We start from the raw sequence: 15,410 nt of genomic DNA, 5'->3' as shown, positions 1-15,410 counted from the left end.
AGCGTTCTTTGAATCCCTAAGGTAGATGAAATGAAATATCTTGGTTTTTTACTCTCATGATCTCCTCTATTTCAGTTCATTTTAAAGGTAGCTTCGGCTACCTTTTTTGCTTTAGGGCCTTATGACTCGCTATTTTATTGCGGCTTTGGAGTAGACTTGCATTAAAGAAAAGTAAATTACTCCAGCAATAGCACCGTATAAATGAGCATTGATCAAGACAGTTGCTCCAATTAAAGCCTCAGTCGTTGCTGAAGGACCATTGATCTGTTCGTAAGCCACTTTAATAATAAAACCTAAGCCTAAAATGACTCCCCACTTGTCTCTTTTTTTCAATTCATCGCAAACACCAAAAGCAAATAAACCATGCAGCACACCAGATAAACCAACATACCACTGTAAATCAGGTTCAATCCAATATAGACACAGACTAATCAATAAACCGATTGTGAGCATCATGGCTAACATTGAGTAATGCTTGAAGGTATCTAAAAATAATGCCGCGACCACCATCAACCCGGTTCCATTAAGCAACAGGTGGTAACCATTGGTGTGGCAAAAGTGTGCTGTTAGTAAACGCCAGACTTGCCCCTTTGCAATGCCGTTGTGGTAATATGCTAACCATTGATTACTATTATCTTGGAATAAAAACAGTAGTGTACTGAGTGTCAAAATAATAGCAGTGTGGACCCATACAGTGCGCATTGAGCAAACCTTAATAAAAGATGAAAGAGATAAATGACAAAACGAGCATTCTGTACTGAGTGTAACAAAGCACTAACTGCCTGTATTTGCGATGCAATTTGTGCACTTGATAATCAACATTTTTTGCATATATTACAAGATCCCAGTGAGCAAAACAAAGCGATAGGGACGGCACGTATCTTAGGCTTATCCTTATCTAAGGTAAAATTAACCATTGCGGATATCTTTGATGCGGCACAATTTGATTTAAGTAATACGTTCTTAGTGTTTCCCAGTGAGCAGTCTGAAAGCGTTGATTCTTTGAAGCAAACAGCACAGATAAATAGTGATTCACAGTTTATTCTACTCGACGGTAGTTGGAAGAAAGCCTATAAACTATTAATGACTAATCCCTTTTTACAGTCATTACCTAAGTTAACTATTAATGTGAAGGAACAAAGCCGTTACCGAATTCGTAAATCACCTCGAGAAGGTGGACTATCAACAGTCGAGGCAGGTTATTACCTATTATCTGAATTAGAAAATGATTACGATAAGTTTTTGCCTTTATTGAATGTGTTTAAACAGATGATCGATTTTCAAATTGCCAGTATGCCCGCTGAAGTTTATCAACAGCATTACCTCAATAAAACAACACAGGATGACCTCTAATGCCATTAGCTATTTCCGCTGGCGTGACTATTCCCGATTGGCAATTACAATTAACTGCGATTCGTTCTCAAGGCGCTGGTGGACAAAACGTCAATAAGGTGAATTCAGCGATTCATTTACGTTTTGATATTAAAAGCTCTACTTTGCCAGACTTTTATAAACAACGTTTATTAGCATTGTCAGATCATCGTGTTACAGAAGATGGTGTGATTGTGTTGAAATCTCAAGAGCACCGCACGCAAGAGAAAAACCGTGAAGAGGCTTTGAGCCGCTTAAAGGCCTTGATTTTAGATGCGGTAAAAATTAAAAAATCACGTAAAGCAACCAAACCCTCCCGTAATGCTAAAAAGCGTCGCGTTGATGAAAAAAAACGTGTTGGTACTAATAAAGCCTTACGCGGTAAAGTACTGTAAATTATCAGGTAGTTTTTGACAAAATCAACACTCTCATCTATTTTACGTTAGTGTTTATATTGGTCTGTTAAAGCATATTAGGTGTCATAAAAATGCCATCGAATCTTGTTATACCAATACTATAAAATAAGTGGTTGGTATTAGTTTTAAAAGTTGTGATTATTAAGGAAGGGGCAGTTATGTCATTAATGGGTTTTTATGCAATTCGTAACGAAGATACGGAAGAAGAGTACACGTTAGATGCAGATGACTTTATTTGGGAAGATGCAAACCAATCGGGTGAGCAATATCGCTTTATTCATGTTGAAACAGAAGATTTGCCAGAAGTAGTTGCTACTTTCGATGTTGACGCGGAAGAGTTTGTTGTGCAAATGCCGGCGGGTTATGAAGAGTTGGAGGACGGTTTATATATTAATGCCGATGAAGACGATTACGATAGTGAGTATGGTTATGATGATGGCTACGATGATTAATCGCTGTTAAACAACTCGTTATTAGATAAAAGAAAGCCAGTGTAAAGGGCGGGGGATAGTACTACTTTTACACTGGCTATTGCTAACTGTTTATATGACTGACCTCAGTTTTGCTGAAACTAAGGTAAGCCATTAGCTAATGCGGAAAAACCTACCAGTTTTTTCTTCTAAGGCGCATAACTCTGAACTTGAAAGGTCGTAACGCCAGCCGTGTAGTTTTAACGTACCTGCTTCTACACGTTCTTTGATCCAAGGGAAAGTTATTAAGTTTGTTAATGATTGCTCGATACCTTTTTTCTCACAGCAATCGTAGTGTGCTGTTTTATCTGTTAATTCAGTATCCGCTAAAATTTCATCACGAACATCTTCTAACTGCATCATCCATTTTGAAATAAAGCTTTTATCTACTTGTTTGCCTGCGCCATCCATTAATGCTTTGATGCCACCACATTGTGTGTGACCTAATACAATAATGCTTTCTACTTCTAACCCTGTTACTGCAAACTCTAATGCAGCACTCGTGCCGTGATAGTTGTCATCAATTTCACAAGGTGGTACTAAGTTCGCTACATTACGAATAACAAATAGGTCACCTGGTTCACAGTCTAAAATGAGTGTTGGTTCTACGCGCGAATCAGAACAACTAACAATGGCTATTTTAGGGAACTGCCCCTCTTCAGATAGCTTTGACAACTGTTCTTGATGATCTTTGTAATAACCTTGGCGAAAGCGTTGGTAGCCGGCAATTAACTTATCAGTAGCTAACATTGGATTTTCCTTATAATTGACATTGTGTAGATAATAAAGGATAAATGGCATTTATAAAAATTAATATATTTTATTTTTACCATAAATAAAGGTTAATGTTAAATGCGAGCCACCCTTCATCAGTTAAAAGTCTTTCGTCAAGTTGCCATCTCAATGAACTATACCAAAGCAGCCGACGAGTTAGGTTTATCTCAACCAGCGGTGAGTATTCAATTAAAGCAACTGGAAAATAATTTAGATATCTTTTTATTTGAAAAAATTGGTAAAACGCTATTTTTAACGCCAGCAGGAAAAGAGCTAAAGGTATTTTGCGATCAGCTATTTATTAATTTTGATAATATCGATATGACATTAAGTGGCTTAAAAGGGGAGCTAGCAGGCGATCTTTATTTATCGGCAGTAACCAGCGCTAAGTACTTTACGCCGCACTTATTAGGAGCATTTCATAAGCGCTACCCTAAAGTTAACTTTCACCTCGATATCGTTAACCGTGAGCAGATTATTAAACGCCTTCATGACAATAAAGATGACTTAGTGATCATGGGGTTAGTACCTGAAACCATGGCTTTAGCAAAACACTCTTTTGTTGATAATCCGATTATTATAATTGCTAGTCCACAACACCCACTTGCTCAAAAGAAAAATATCCCTCTGTCTGAGTTAGCAGAGCATGCCTTTATTCACCGTGAGCAAGGATCTGGAACACGAAAAGCCTTTGAGCAAGTGATTAAAACCAATGCGGTGTCATTAAAAGTGAATATGACTTTAGGTAATAGTGAAACAATTAAGCAGGCAGTGATGGCAGACTTGGGTATCTCTGTTGTTTCACGGCACAGTGTGACATTAGAATTGGCAACTGGTGTACTGAAAGAGTTAGATATAGAAGGTTTCCCATTGCAAAAAAGTTGGTCATTAGTACACCATGAAACAAAGCACTTATCACCGATTGCGAAAGCATTTGTAGAGTTTGTCTTGTCTCCTGAAGAAAACGTTCCTGCGTTATGTAATCGTTTTTTAGCACACCATTTTGTAAAAAAAGCTTAAGATTATATTTATACAATCTTTAATAGTACTTTTGCTGTTGTTTATCCTAGCTTGTAATTGTTTGATTATAAATAATTTTGCTATTTCATCATCCCGAATTGAGGTGAAATAGTTTATGATAGCGCAATTGAAACAGCTAATATTGATGGGCTTATATTTGAGCCATTAGCGTAAAAGTATGGAGTCTCTTTGAGTATAATATTAGGTATCGACCCTGGGTCGCGTATTACTGGATATGGGGTTATCGAACAAAAGGGTAGTCGTTGTAGCTATATAGCCAGTGGGTGTATTCGTACTAAAGGCGAAAGCTTAGCACCTAAACTTAATATGATTTTTGATGGTGTAGCTGAAATAATTAAACAGTATCAACCAACAGAGTTTGCTATTGAGCAAGTGTTTATGGCTAAGAACCCTGATTCAGCGCTAAAGCTGGGGCAAGCAAGAGGTGCGGCAATTGTTGCTGCCACTCAGTCGGACTTATATGTTTGCGAATACTCTGCTCGGCAGATTAAACAGGCTGTTGTGGGAACAGGTGGAGCAACAAAAGAACAAGTGCAATCAATGGTGATGCAGGTATTGAATCTGTCAGGTCGACCACAGGCAGATGCTGCCGATGGCTTAGCTGTTGCTATTTGCCACGCTCATACCGCTCAATCATTGGTGGCAATGGCAGGACAAGTAAAAAAAACGGTGCGTGGACGTTTCCGTTAATCTCCTTATATTGGTTTTATTTTCAAGGATTGAGAATAAGGCTCGGACACAATAAAACAGATGAATAAACTATCAGAGACTCAGATAGGTGTGTTATATGCGCTATCTGCTTATTTTATTTGGGGTATTGCACCACTTTATTTTAAGTATTTAGACTTCATTTCTGTCTATGAAATTTTATCGCATCGTGTAATTTGGTCTGTGGTCGTTACTGCACTATTAGTCAGTTACCTAAAAGATTGGCCGAATGTGTTATCTGTATGTCGTCAGTATAAAAGTTTATTGATGTTAGTAGTCACTTCATTATTGATCAGCTGTAATTGGTTAGTGTTTATTTGGGCAATTAATAACGGAAAAATGCTTGAAGCGAGCTTGGGCTATTTCATTAACCCTATTGTTAATGTCGTTCTAGGATTGGTGTTTCTGAGTGAACGCTTATCACGATTAAAATGGTTTGCGGTCTTCTTAGCTTTTATTGGGGTTTCGGCACAAGCATGGCAATTAGGTGAATTACCTTGGGTTTCTTTAGTATTGCCTTTCACCTTTGCTCTCTATGGCTTATTACGTAAAAAAGTAAAAGTTAAGGCTATCACTGGTTTATTTTTAGAGACGTTGGTGGTGTTGCCAATTGCTATGATTTATTTACTTACAGTTGCTCACAGTGAAACATCTAATCTGTTCAATAATGAATGGTCATTAAATGTGTTTCTGATGCTAGCAGGCGTTGTTACGGCGCTGCCCTTAATATGTTTCGGACAAGCTGCGTTACGCTTGCCATTATCTACACTTGGTTTTTTCCAATATTTAGGTCCTTCATTAATGTTCATTTTGGCAGTGTTTCTATATAAAGAGCCTGTTTCATTGATTAAATTATTCACTTTTGCCTGTATATGGACTGGAATATTAGTCTTTGTTTTTGAAAATAAAATCACACGATGGTTAAAATAAATTGAAACTAATACTGGATATTTACTCAGTTGTTTTTTATGCTTGTGACTATTATTACGTTGAGATCGATTGATATAAGGTAAAGGTATTATGATTGGATTATTGCGTGGCATTTTATTAGAAAAACAACCGCCAGAAATATTGTTAGATGTGTCTGGTGTGGGTTATGAAATCCAATTACCGATGAGCTCATTTTACCCTTTACCGGCAGTAGGTGAAGAAGCGATTGTTTATACGCACTTCGTTGTGCGTGAAGATGCTCAATTGTTATACGGTTTTGCTGATAAGCATGAAAGAGCAATGTTTCGTGAGCTAATTAAAGTTAATGGTGTTGGCCCTAAATTAGCTTTAGCTATTTTATCAGGTATGTCTGCAAACCAATTTGTACAATGCATTAATAATGATGCAGTAACCACTTTGGTTAAACTTCCTGGTGTTGGCAAGAAAACAGCTGAGCGCCTAGTTGTAGAAATGAAGGATCGCCTGAAAAACTGGGGTGGCTCAGATCTATTGACACCTGAGTCAGATAAACTGTCACTTACCAATGATTTTGAGAATACGTTTGTTAGTGGTAATGCCAAAGATGAAGCTATTAGTGCATTAATTGCACTAGGTTATAAACCAGCAATTGCAGAGAAAACTGTGCAGGGTGTATATCAAGAAGGGATGGATTGTGAAGCCATCATTCGTAGTTCATTAAAGAATATGATGTAATCATAGCCCATTAAGCTAGCTGAATTTCTAAAACTAATAGAGTAACTCCATGATTGAAGAAGATCGCCTGATTTCAGGTACCCAAAAAATTGATGATAGTTTAATAGACAGAGCAATCCGTCCTAAATTATTAGCTGATTATGAAGGGCAGCCTCAAGTTAATGCTCAAATGGAGATCTTTATTGAGGCGGCTAGACAGCGTGAAGAAGCTTTAGATCATTTACTTATTTTTGGTCCTCCCGGTCTTGGTAAAACGACTTTGTCACATATTGTTGCCAATGAGTTAGATGTAAATATTAAAACCACCTCTGGGCCTATTTTAGAAAAAGCCGGTGACCTGGCTGCCTTATTAACTAATCTTGAAGAAAATGATGTGCTATTTATTGATGAAATACATCGTTTAAGCCCGCTGGTGGAAGAGATTTTATATCCTGCTATGGAAGACTATCAATTAGATATCATGATAGGCGAAGGCCCAGCAGCACGCTCTATTAAACTAGACTTACCCGCTTTTACATTAATTGGCGCGACCACACGAGCGGGCTCCTTAACATCACCATTACGCGATCGTTTTGGTATTGTGCAACGTTTAGAATATTATGACTTACCATCATTGACCAAAATTGTAATGCGCAGTGCAACCCATCTAGGATTAGCGATGGAGGAGTCGGGTGCTGTAGAGGTAGCTAGGCGTTCTCGTGGTACTCCACGTATCGCCAACAGATTACTACGTCGTGTACGAGATTATGCACAAGTAAAGAAAGCCATAGCGATTGATGCCGCTATTGCGCAACAAGCTTTAGATATGCTTGAAGTTGACCAACAAGGCTTCGACTACATGGATCGTAAGTTACTTATGGCTATTTTAGATACCTTTCAAGGTGGTCCAGTAGGTTTAGATAACTTAGCGGCAGCAATTGGCGAAGAGAAAGAAACTATCGAAGATGTTTTAGAGCCTTATTTAATCCAACAAGGTTTTTTACAAAGAACACCGCGTGGGCGTATTGCTACTAACCGTACCTATTTACATTTTGGCTTTGATAAGCCGAAAAGCTAGCAACTCAATTCATTTAATTTCTGTCACTCATTTAAACAGCCCTCACATTTTAATGTCAGGGATGTTTTTGTTTTTAAGTCATCTCTTTTTTATGACATTTCCTACTTTAAATCGCGTAGTTATAAAGTAAAAATTTAGCGTGTTTTTTAGTCTGTATATTTTTCTTAAAATCTTCAAAAACAACCTTTAAAAATGGCTTACTAAGCTTGATCTCGATCATTATTAGCAGTATAAATGAGTAAGTTTAGGCTATTCAAGCTAGATGTTAATGCTAGGTTACATGCTTGTTTTACAAGGGTTAACGCAACAAGTTGTTAACCTTTACACGCAACATTAAGTTAACAAACAAGCCGTAAAATGTGTTTTAAGTTTTTAATTTACACTCTCCTATAAAAGTTTAAATTTTTTATTTTTTAACACGATTTTTTACTGATTTTAAGGGGATATTTACATCAGGTTAACAATCAAAATGGTGTAACTTTAAGTCGTTAATATTCTTACCTAAAGTTTCTGCATTATTTAAAACTATTCTTTGATCTAGGATAAGAAAGATAAGCTAATCACCATTTAGAATACCCGGCTTCCCCTAGCCAGCCCGGTATTTTAACAGTGCAAAATACTCAAGGGTTTAACAAGTAATAAAGTGCAAGAGTTTACTGGTTGACTCACTTACAGATTTTATTTTTATACGTTTAGGAGAATATAATGGACGATATAGTTGATTTATCGCGATTTCAGTTTGCCATGACTGCGATGTATCACTTTTTATTTGTGCCTTTAACCCTCGGGTTAGCATGGATCTTATTGATTATGGAATCACTATATGTGATGACTAAGAAAGAGATCTATAAAGACATGACTAAGTTCTGGGGAAAGTTATTTGCGATTAACTTCGCAATAGGTGTAGCTACTGGTTTAACCATGGAGTTCCAATTTGGTACTAACTGGGCATACTATTCTCACTACGTGGGTGATGTATTTGGGGCACCTTTAGCCATTGAAGGTTTGATGGCATTCTTCTTAGAGTCAACTTTTGTAGGTTTATTCTTCTTCGGTTGGGATAGACTTTCTAAGCTACAGCATCTTGCAGCAACATTCTTCGTTGCCTTTGGGTCGAGCATGTCTGCGTTATGGATTCTGGTGGCAAATGCTTGGATGCAAAATCCAGTAGGCGCAGAGTTCAACTATGAAAGTATGCGTATGGAAATGGTTAACTTCGCAGATGTTGTATTTAACCCTGTTGCGCAGGTTAAATTTGTTCACACAGTAGCATCTGGTTATGTTGCTGGTGCGATGTTTGTATTAGCGATCAGTTCATACTATCTACTAAAAGGTCGTGATTTACCTTTTGCTAAGCGTTCATTTGCGATTGCAGCTGCATTCGGTACTGCTGGTATCTTATGTACTATTGTACTGGGTGATGAAAGTGGTTATGAAGTTGGTGACGTGCAGAAAGTGAAATTAGCAGCTATCGAATCAGAATGGGAAACTCATCCTGCCCCAGCTTCATTTACTATGATTGGCTTACCAAATCAAGAAGAGCAGCGTACTGACTACGCAGTTAAAATCCCTTATGCACTAGGTATTATTGCGACACGTTCTCTTGATGGTGAAGTAAAAGGCTTAAAAGAGTTAATGGATGAGCATGATGTACGTATTCGTAACGGTATGATTGCTTATGGCTTGCTTGAAAAATTACGTGCTGGTGATGAAACGCCTGAAAATATTGAGCAGTTTGAAGCGCTTAAAGTTGACTTAGGCTACGGCTTATTAGTTAAACGTTATGCTCCAAATGTAGTTGATGCTACCGATGAACAAATTCAAATGGCTGTTGATGACAGTATCCCTGGTGTTGCTCCAATGTTCTGGTCGTTCAGAATCATGGTGGGCGCGGGTATCGCAATGTTAGGTATATTCTTGTTTGCACTATACCAATCAGCAACTAACCGCATTGGTCAAAGTAAACTATTTGCTCGTATTTGTTTGTACAGCTTGCCATTACCTTGGGTTGCTATTGAAGCCGGTTGGTTTGTTGCGGAATATGGTCGTCAACCTTGGGCTATTGCAGAAGTGTTACCTACACATATGGCTGTATCTTCACTTTCAACGGATCAAATTTGGTTTAGTATTCTATCTATTATCGGTTTCTACACTGTATTACTGATTGTTGAGACTTATTTAATGTTTAAGTTTGCACGTTTAGGTCCAAGTAGTTTAAAAACAGGTAAGTATCATTTTGAGCAGCTTGAAAACCAACAGGAGTTAAAATAATGTTTGATTACGAAACGTTAAGATTAATTTGGTGGGTGTTGATTAGCGTATTGCTAATTGGTTTTGTGGTAACTGATGGCTTTGATATGGGCGTTGGTACGCTTTTACCTGTGATTGGTAAAAGTGATGATGAACGTCGTATGATGATTAACAGTATTGCCCCTCACTGGGAAGGGAATCAGGTTTGGCTAGTATTAGCTGCTGGTGCCATTTTCGCAGCTTGGCCTGCTGTTTATGCAACGGCATTTTCAGGCTTTTATGTGGCAATGATGTTGACACTCTTCGCATTATTCTTCAGACCAGTTGGCTTTGATTACCGAGGTAAAGTGGCAGACCCTCGTTGGAAATCAAGTTGGGACTGGGGAATCTTTGTTGGTAGTACCGTTCCGCCAATCGTAATCGGTGTTGCATTTGGTAACTTATTACAAGGTGTTCCTTTTGTATTAGATGAATTTCTACGTGCTAATTACCAAGGTGGTTTCTTTGCGCTATTGAACCCATTTGCATTATTAGTGGGTGTATTCACTTTGTGTCTATTTGTATTGCAAGGTTCAACTTGGCTACAAATGAAAACCGAAGGAGCGTTATACGAGCGTGCACGTAAAGTGACATTAATTGTTGCTCCATTAACAACCTTATTATTTGCTCTTGCTGGCCTTTGGTTAGCGAAAGGTATTGATGGGTTTGTTATTACCTCTGCGATTGATTTGAACGGTGTATCTAACCCATTAGCGAAAGTTGTAGAAGTACAACCAGGTGCTTGGCTACAGAATTACAGCGATTACCCAATTTCGATGCTAGCACCTATTGTTGGTTTACTGTTCCCATTAATTGCGTTTGTAATGAGCATCTTTAAACGCAGTGGGTTTGCTTTCTTTGCAACTAGTATTACACAATTTGGTGTGCTGTTAACGTGTGCGGTTAGCATGTTCCCGTTCATTATGCCTTCAAGTTTAAACCCAAGTCATAGTTTGACTGTATGGGATGCGACTTCAAGCGAGTTAACATTAAACATTATGACAATTGCTGCAGCGATATTTTTACCTATCATTTTACTTTACACCAGCTTCGGTTACATCAAGATGTTTGGTCGTGTAGGTAAAGAGTTTTTAGTTAAATATAAACATTCAGCGTACTAATTAAGGAATTATATTATGTGGTATTTTGCATGGATTTTAGGTGTGTTACTGGCTTGTTCATTGGGCATTATCAATGGACTTTGGTATGAACAAACTGAAGCCAATGAGCAGGATGAAAAAGACCAATAAAATAGGTCTTTAAATTAAGCGGTTACTTTTTAAGTAACCGCTTTTTTTTGTCTTTTTTCTGGCGCGAGTTAGCTCAATTTATAGCGCTTGTGAAAAATAAGCCTTTGCTACTAGATTAGGTAATTAAGAGCAGGAGGCATGAATCGAAGTATCAAGCGATATCTCAATGGCTAGTTTAAGTGCTCTTTAAAGTTGAGAGCCTGAAGAATTAGTGTGTTATACCAATTACATTAAATAAGTGATCTAAATTTTACACAGGGAAAATGACTGAGTTCAAGGCGTAATTTAAGTTAAATAGTTGTTCTATTTGCGAAAATTACAACGAAGAAATAAGTTGTTTTAACAAGTAAAATAGATCAGTTAATTAGTGTTATTGGTATTAGTACAGAAAAGTGTTTAAAGCAGGGTTTAAGTTGACTGCTGCCAACCTAAACCCTATTAGTAGAATTAGCACAAGTGTTTATGTAAACAAGCGTAATAATCATCTGTCTTAATCAGAGTTTGATGTGTACCTTGATTGCGCAACGTACCTTGCTCCATTAAGTAGATATTATCCATTTTATCCATAGCGGTTAAGCGATGACTGATCATTAAAAGTGTCTTATGCTCAGCAAACTCAAATAACAGTTTTAATATATCGCGCTCAGTACGTTTATCTAGACCTTCAGTAGGTTCATCTAGTAATAAAATTGGCGCATCGTGTAATAAAGCGCGAGCCACACCAATACGTCTTTGTTCACCACCTGATAATTGTCTACCACCTTCTCCTAACCACATATCAAAAGGTGCTTCACCCTTCATTAATGCACTCAGTCCAACCTTGTTCAATACAGACGCTAATACTTGGTCGTTAATATCTCGAGCTGCCTTTTGCTCTGCAGCATTATTAAAGGTTCGTTGGCCTGTGTTAGGTTGAGCAAGAGTTAAGTTATCGCGTAATGTACCCGAGAAAATGTATACGCGTTGACTCACTACTGAAATACCAGTGGTAAGTGCAGACTGAGAATATTGTTCGATGGCAGTACCATCGAGCATTATGCTGCCCGAGTTTGCTTCCCATTCACGTGTGATTAGTGATAATAAAGTCGATTTACCACAACCGGTTTTTCCTAATAAAGCGACTTTCTCGCCAGCTTTTATCGTCAGATTAATATTATTTAATACTGCCGTACTTGCTTGTGGTGATGTTTCATCTTGGTAAGAAAATTGAATATCTTTAAAATGAATATTACCGCGAGTAATGGATTGAGTGCTTTGTTCATTAAATACAATGTCGGGTGTTTGTTCTAATAGATCATTTACACGTGTCGCAGCATTAATACATGATGATAAATGTTGGAAGGCTCCTGAGATAGGCAAGAGTATTTCAATACTCGCTAAAGCCATAAAGCCAACCATGGCTAATAGTGCGCCCGGTGGTTGATACTCCCCGACACCTGATGAGGCAATGTATAAAATACTTAATACAATAAAGCCATGGCATAAGATCAGTAATGCTTGGCTGAATGCCATAACATTGGCGGTCATCTGTTGGCTAGCCAATAGTTTTTGTTCAGACTCAGCTAACTGCTGACGAAAACGATCCGTAGCTGAAAATAGGGATATTTCAGAAAATCCCTGTAAAAAAGATAAGAGTTGTACACGGTATTGGCGTTTATTTTGTAGTTGCTCAACACCTGGTTTACGCCCTAAGAAGTAAAATAAAACCGGCAATACCAGCCATAGTACTAATAAGCTCGATGTTAAAATGATAGCAAGGTGTAGGTCAAACCATGCTAAGAAGAAAAACATCGCAAGCAGCACAAAGAAAGCACTGAATAGTGGGGTTAGTAAGCGTAAATATAAGTGATCTAACGTATCAATATCCGATACTAAACGATTAAGTATTTCACCTTGTCGTTTGCCTTGCATATTGGAAGCGCTAAGTGGCAATAATTTCTGCCATGCCCACACACGTAATTGAGTTAATAATTTGAATGTAGCTTGGTGTGTTGCTAAGCGTTCACCGTAACGACTCGCTGTTCGAAGAATAGACAAGAAACGTACACCGCCGGCAGGGGTGAAGTAGTTAAAGCTTTGCGTGGCTAAAAGCGTTAGACCCGCAACAGCCGATGCAGATAAAAACCAGCCAGATAAAGATAACAAACCAATACCAGCAAGTACGGCGATAACACTCAGTAACAAACCCACTGACATCATTAGCCATTGTTTTTTGAAAAGTCGAATAAAGGGAAGTAATACTGTCATTATATTTCCGCCTGAGAGTTCATTAAAATTGCACTATCGAGATGACTCATATCTTGTTGCATATCATTAAATAGACCGGATGTTTTATTGAGTGTTTGGAAGTCACCTTGCTGCACTATTTTCCCTTGATCCATAACAATGATGTTGTCCATGTGTTGTAGCTGATCTAAACGGTGGCTGATCATGATACTGGTCATATCTTGGGTTGCATCTTGAATTGTATTGAAAATCACTCTTTCGCTGTCTTGGTCTAAACTCGCTGTTGGTTCATCTAGTAAGAATAGTTGTGCGTTTTTAGTTAATGCACGAGCGAGGGCAATACGTTGTGCTTGCCCTACGGAAAGGCCTGACATTTGTTCACCGATAGGGTGGTTAAGCCCCAATGGTTTTTGCTCAATAAAGTCCCAGATAGCGACTTGCTGTAAGTATGTCTTTATTGTGCCGTCTGTTACTGTGCTATCACCCATCGAGATATTTTCACGCACGCTACCATAAAAGAGTTGAGGATCTTGTCCTAACCAAGCTAAGTTTTTACGCCATTGTGCTTTATCGATATTGGATAACTCTACACCGTTAACAAGCAGTGAACCCTGGTAGGGTAAAAAGCCCAATAGCGCATTCAGCAAACTGGTTTTACCTGAACCACTAGGGCCAACCAGAGCAACATCTTGCGCTGGGTCGACAGTAAAGCTGATTGGCCCAACTAACAAGCTCCCGTCTAGGCTATAAACACAAAGCTCTGTTGCCTGTAATGTTAATGCTTGCTCGGTATCGATAGCATGAGCGTTTTCAGTATCGCTTTGCTGTTGATGTGGAATCTGGTAGTCCAATAACTCTTTAAGGGCTTCAGCTGCACCAATAGCCTGTGCTTTGGCATGATAATGTGTCCCCATATCACGCAAAGGTTGATAAAACTCAGGGGCTAACATTAATACAAACACACCAATAAATAAGGTAATGCTTTCTCCGTAATGGCCAAAGTTGAGTTCACCTAAAAAGCTGAATCCAAAATAAACAGCTAATACAGCAATAGAGATAGCAGCAAAAAACTCTAAGACAGCTGAACTTAAAAATGCCAAACGTAGTACTGCCATCGTGCCAGCTCTGAATGACTCTGAAGCTGACTCAATGTTCTTTAACTCAGTTTCACCTTGGTTAAACAACTTAAGGGTTTTCAAACCTTTTAGACGATCCATAAAGTGGCCACTTAATTGGGTTAATACTTTAAAGTTTTTACGGTTAGCATCCGCTGCGCCTTTGCCGACTAAAATCATGAAGATAGGGATCAACGGAGCGGTGGTTAATAAAATTAAACCTGCTGCCCAATTCAGCGGAAAAACCGCAATTAAAATGGTCATAGGAATAAAGCCTGCCAATAACATTTGCGGCAAATAGCGAGCATAAAAGTCGTGTAGATCTTCAATTTGTTCTAAGACGATGGTTGCCCAACTTCCTGCAGGTTTACCTTTAATATAAGCAGGGCCTAATTCGCATAGTTTGTCTAATACCTGCTGACGGATTTGTAAGCGTAAACGTTTACCTGCCTCGAAACTGGTGCGTTCACGAGCAAAAGCTAAGAGTGCTCTGACCGGAATTAAACATAATAAAGCGATAAACTGATTGCTTAATACTTGTGTGGGTAACTCGAGGATCACAATGTTATGAATGATAGAGGCAATTAAATAGGCTTGAACTAAAAGAGATAAGCCTGTTAATACACCAAAAGTAACGGTTAGATTAAGGAAGAAACCGCAGGATTTTTTCTGTTGTTTTAACCATTTTGTTAATTGCTTTTCTAAAGGGATATTCATTTATGTAGCTCATTGTCGTGTTGTGCTGAAGTAACCAAAAAACAGCTGATCAGATCATCATCTTTTGTTTATTCTGGGTTTAAATTAGTTGTACGTTGCGTCTACTATTTTGGACCTATTTTACTCACCTCAGTTATCGATAAACAAAGCGGGCTTTTACAATTATTTTTATGAACTTGTACTGCGAACCATGCAAAAGTAGCTGCGTTACATACTAAAAACTATAACGTAGTGACTATTGGAATAATCATGCCTAAATTAATGAAATGAGGTCACACAATACTGAGAGGAACAGCTAAATTCAATAGTAATTACAGCTTACTGATGCAACC

General features: G+C 38.2%; 15 protein-coding genes. 11 read left to right on the top strand and 4 right to left on the bottom strand.

Translation table 11 applies throughout. From position 1 onward, the window contains the following. Positions 1-129: 129 nt before the first annotated feature. On the bottom strand, positions 130-702 hold the full coding sequence (rrtA, locus tag OW492_RS11275; RefSeq protein ID WP_290040050.1) for a rhombosortase: 573 nt from the start codon (positions 700-702) through the stop codon (positions 130-132). A 33-nt stretch (positions 703-735) separates the two neighbouring features. On the opposite strand from rrtA, the gene OW492_RS11270 reads away from it, so the two are divergent. From OW492_RS11270 to OW492_RS11260, 3 genes are all read left to right on the top strand, one after another. Continuing rightward, on the top strand, positions 736-1,353 hold the full coding sequence (locus tag OW492_RS11270; protein ID WP_290040049.1) for a tRNA-uridine aminocarboxypropyltransferase: 618 nt from the start codon (positions 736-738) through the stop codon (positions 1,351-1,353). After that, the gene (gene arfB, locus OW492_RS11265) at positions 1,353-1,766 is read left to right on the top strand and encodes an alternative ribosome rescue aminoacyl-tRNA hydrolase ArfB (protein ID WP_290040048.1); all 414 of its coding nucleotides are present in this window, start codon (positions 1,353-1,355) and stop codon (positions 1,764-1,766) included. Before OW492_RS11270 ends, arfB begins: the two co-directional genes overlap by 1 nt. 179 nt (positions 1,767-1,945) lie before the next feature. Beyond that, positions 1,946-2,239, top strand: coding sequence for a hypothetical protein (locus OW492_RS11260; RefSeq protein WP_290040047.1), 294 nt, complete (start codon positions 1,946-1,948; stop codon positions 2,237-2,239). Positions 2,240-2,371: 132 nt separating this feature from the next. Here OW492_RS11260 and OW492_RS11255 read toward each other — a convergent pair whose 3' ends face one another. After that, positions 2,372-3,007 (bottom strand): carbonic anhydrase, encoded by a 636-nt coding sequence (locus OW492_RS11255; RefSeq protein ID WP_290040046.1) that lies wholly within the window; start codon positions 3,005-3,007, stop codon positions 2,372-2,374. Positions 3,008-3,109: 102 nt separating this feature from the next. Between OW492_RS11255 and OW492_RS11250 the strand changes: the two genes are divergently transcribed. From OW492_RS11250 to cydX, 8 genes are all read left to right on the top strand, one after another. After that, complete coding sequence (locus OW492_RS11250) at positions 3,110-4,051, top strand: LysR family transcriptional regulator (RefSeq protein ID WP_290040045.1); 942 nt, start codon at positions 3,110-3,112, stop codon at positions 4,049-4,051. A 189-nt stretch (positions 4,052-4,240) separates the two neighbouring features. Then, complete coding sequence (gene ruvC / locus OW492_RS11245) at positions 4,241-4,762, top strand: crossover junction endodeoxyribonuclease RuvC (protein WP_290040044.1); 522 nt, start codon at positions 4,241-4,243, stop codon at positions 4,760-4,762. A 60-nt stretch (positions 4,763-4,822) separates the two neighbouring features. Continuing rightward, positions 4,823-5,710 (top strand): EamA family transporter RarD, encoded by an 888-nt coding sequence (gene rarD, locus OW492_RS11240; RefSeq protein ID WP_290040043.1) that lies wholly within the window; start codon positions 4,823-4,825, stop codon positions 5,708-5,710. A gap of 90 nt (positions 5,711-5,800) precedes the next feature. Then, positions 5,801-6,424 (top strand): Holliday junction branch migration protein RuvA, encoded by a 624-nt coding sequence (gene ruvA / locus OW492_RS11235; RefSeq protein ID WP_290040042.1) that lies wholly within the window; start codon positions 5,801-5,803, stop codon positions 6,422-6,424. A gap of 49 nt (positions 6,425-6,473) precedes the next feature. After that, positions 6,474-7,481: a Holliday junction branch migration DNA helicase RuvB gene (ruvB, locus tag OW492_RS11230; RefSeq protein WP_290040041.1), complete on the top strand. Its 1,008-nt coding sequence runs from the start codon at positions 6,474-6,476 to the stop codon at positions 7,479-7,481. 705 nt (positions 7,482-8,186) lie between these two features. After that, on the top strand, positions 8,187-9,752 hold the full coding sequence (locus OW492_RS11225; protein WP_290040040.1) for a cytochrome ubiquinol oxidase subunit I: 1,566 nt from the start codon (positions 8,187-8,189) through the stop codon (positions 9,750-9,752). Beyond that, positions 9,752-10,891: a cytochrome d ubiquinol oxidase subunit II gene (gene cydB, locus OW492_RS11220; protein ID WP_290040039.1), complete on the top strand. Its 1,140-nt coding sequence runs from the start codon at positions 9,752-9,754 to the stop codon at positions 10,889-10,891. The genes OW492_RS11225 and cydB overlap by 1 nt, the downstream gene beginning before the upstream one ends. Positions 10,892-10,906: 15 nt before the next feature. Continuing rightward, entirely contained in the window at positions 10,907-11,020 is a 114-nt protein-coding gene (gene cydX, locus OW492_RS11215; protein ID WP_290040038.1) for a cytochrome bd-I oxidase subunit CydX, read from the top strand. Positions 11,021-11,467: 447 nt separating this feature from the next. On the opposite strand, the gene cydC is transcribed toward cydX, so the two are convergent. Together cydC and cydD are read right to left on the bottom strand one after the other, a co-directional pair. Continuing rightward, positions 11,468-13,267, bottom strand: coding sequence for a cysteine/glutathione ABC transporter ATP-binding protein/permease CydC (gene cydC, locus OW492_RS11210; RefSeq protein WP_290040037.1), 1,800 nt, complete (start codon positions 13,265-13,267; stop codon positions 11,468-11,470). After that, on the bottom strand, positions 13,267-15,078 hold the full coding sequence (cydD, locus tag OW492_RS11205) for a cysteine/glutathione ABC transporter permease/ATP-binding protein CydD (protein WP_290040036.1): 1,812 nt from the start codon (positions 15,076-15,078) through the stop codon (positions 13,267-13,269). Before cydD ends, cydC begins: the two co-directional genes overlap by 1 nt. Positions 15,079-15,410 lie beyond the last annotated feature (332 nt).

The sequence above is a fragment of the Psychromonas sp. 14N.309.X.WAT.B.A12 genome, from assembly GCF_030397575.1.
In the GTDB taxonomy this organism is placed as follows: domain Bacteria; phylum Pseudomonadota; class Gammaproteobacteria; order Enterobacterales; family Psychromonadaceae; genus Psychromonas.
Note: the sequence above shows the minus strand (reverse complement) of the source record. Positions and strands in the feature narration are given on the sequence as shown.

Coding starts and splice junctions, on each gene's coding strand:
- rrtA (WP_290040050.1), bottom strand. CDS start 702: ATGCGCACTGTATGGGTCCACACTGCTATTATTTTGACACTCAGTACA.
- OW492_RS11270 (WP_290040049.1), top strand. CDS start 736: ATGACAAAACGAGCATTCTGTACTGAGTGTAACAAAGCACTAACTGCC.
- arfB (WP_290040048.1), top strand. CDS start 1,353: ATGCCATTAGCTATTTCCGCTGGCGTGACTATTCCCGATTGGCAATTA.
- OW492_RS11260 (WP_290040047.1), top strand. CDS start 1,946: ATGTCATTAATGGGTTTTTATGCAATTCGTAACGAAGATACGGAAGAA.
- OW492_RS11255 (WP_290040046.1), bottom strand. CDS start 3,007: ATGTTAGCTACTGATAAGTTAATTGCCGGCTACCAACGCTTTCGCCAA.
- OW492_RS11250 (WP_290040045.1), top strand. CDS start 3,110: ATGCGAGCCACCCTTCATCAGTTAAAAGTCTTTCGTCAAGTTGCCATC.
- rarD (WP_290040043.1), top strand. CDS start 4,823: ATGAATAAACTATCAGAGACTCAGATAGGTGTGTTATATGCGCTATCT.
- ruvA (WP_290040042.1), top strand. CDS start 5,801: ATGATTGGATTATTGCGTGGCATTTTATTAGAAAAACAACCGCCAGAA.
- ruvB (WP_290040041.1), top strand. CDS start 6,474: ATGATTGAAGAAGATCGCCTGATTTCAGGTACCCAAAAAATTGATGAT.
- OW492_RS11225 (WP_290040040.1), top strand. CDS start 8,187: ATGGACGATATAGTTGATTTATCGCGATTTCAGTTTGCCATGACTGCG.
- cydB (WP_290040039.1), top strand. CDS start 9,752: ATGTTTGATTACGAAACGTTAAGATTAATTTGGTGGGTGTTGATTAGC.
- cydX (WP_290040038.1), top strand. CDS start 10,907: ATGTGGTATTTTGCATGGATTTTAGGTGTGTTACTGGCTTGTTCATTG.
- cydC (WP_290040037.1), bottom strand. CDS start 13,267: ATGACAGTATTACTTCCCTTTATTCGACTTTTCAAAAAACAATGGCTA.
- cydD (WP_290040036.1), bottom strand. CDS start 15,078: ATGAATATCCCTTTAGAAAAGCAATTAACAAAATGGTTAAAACAACAG.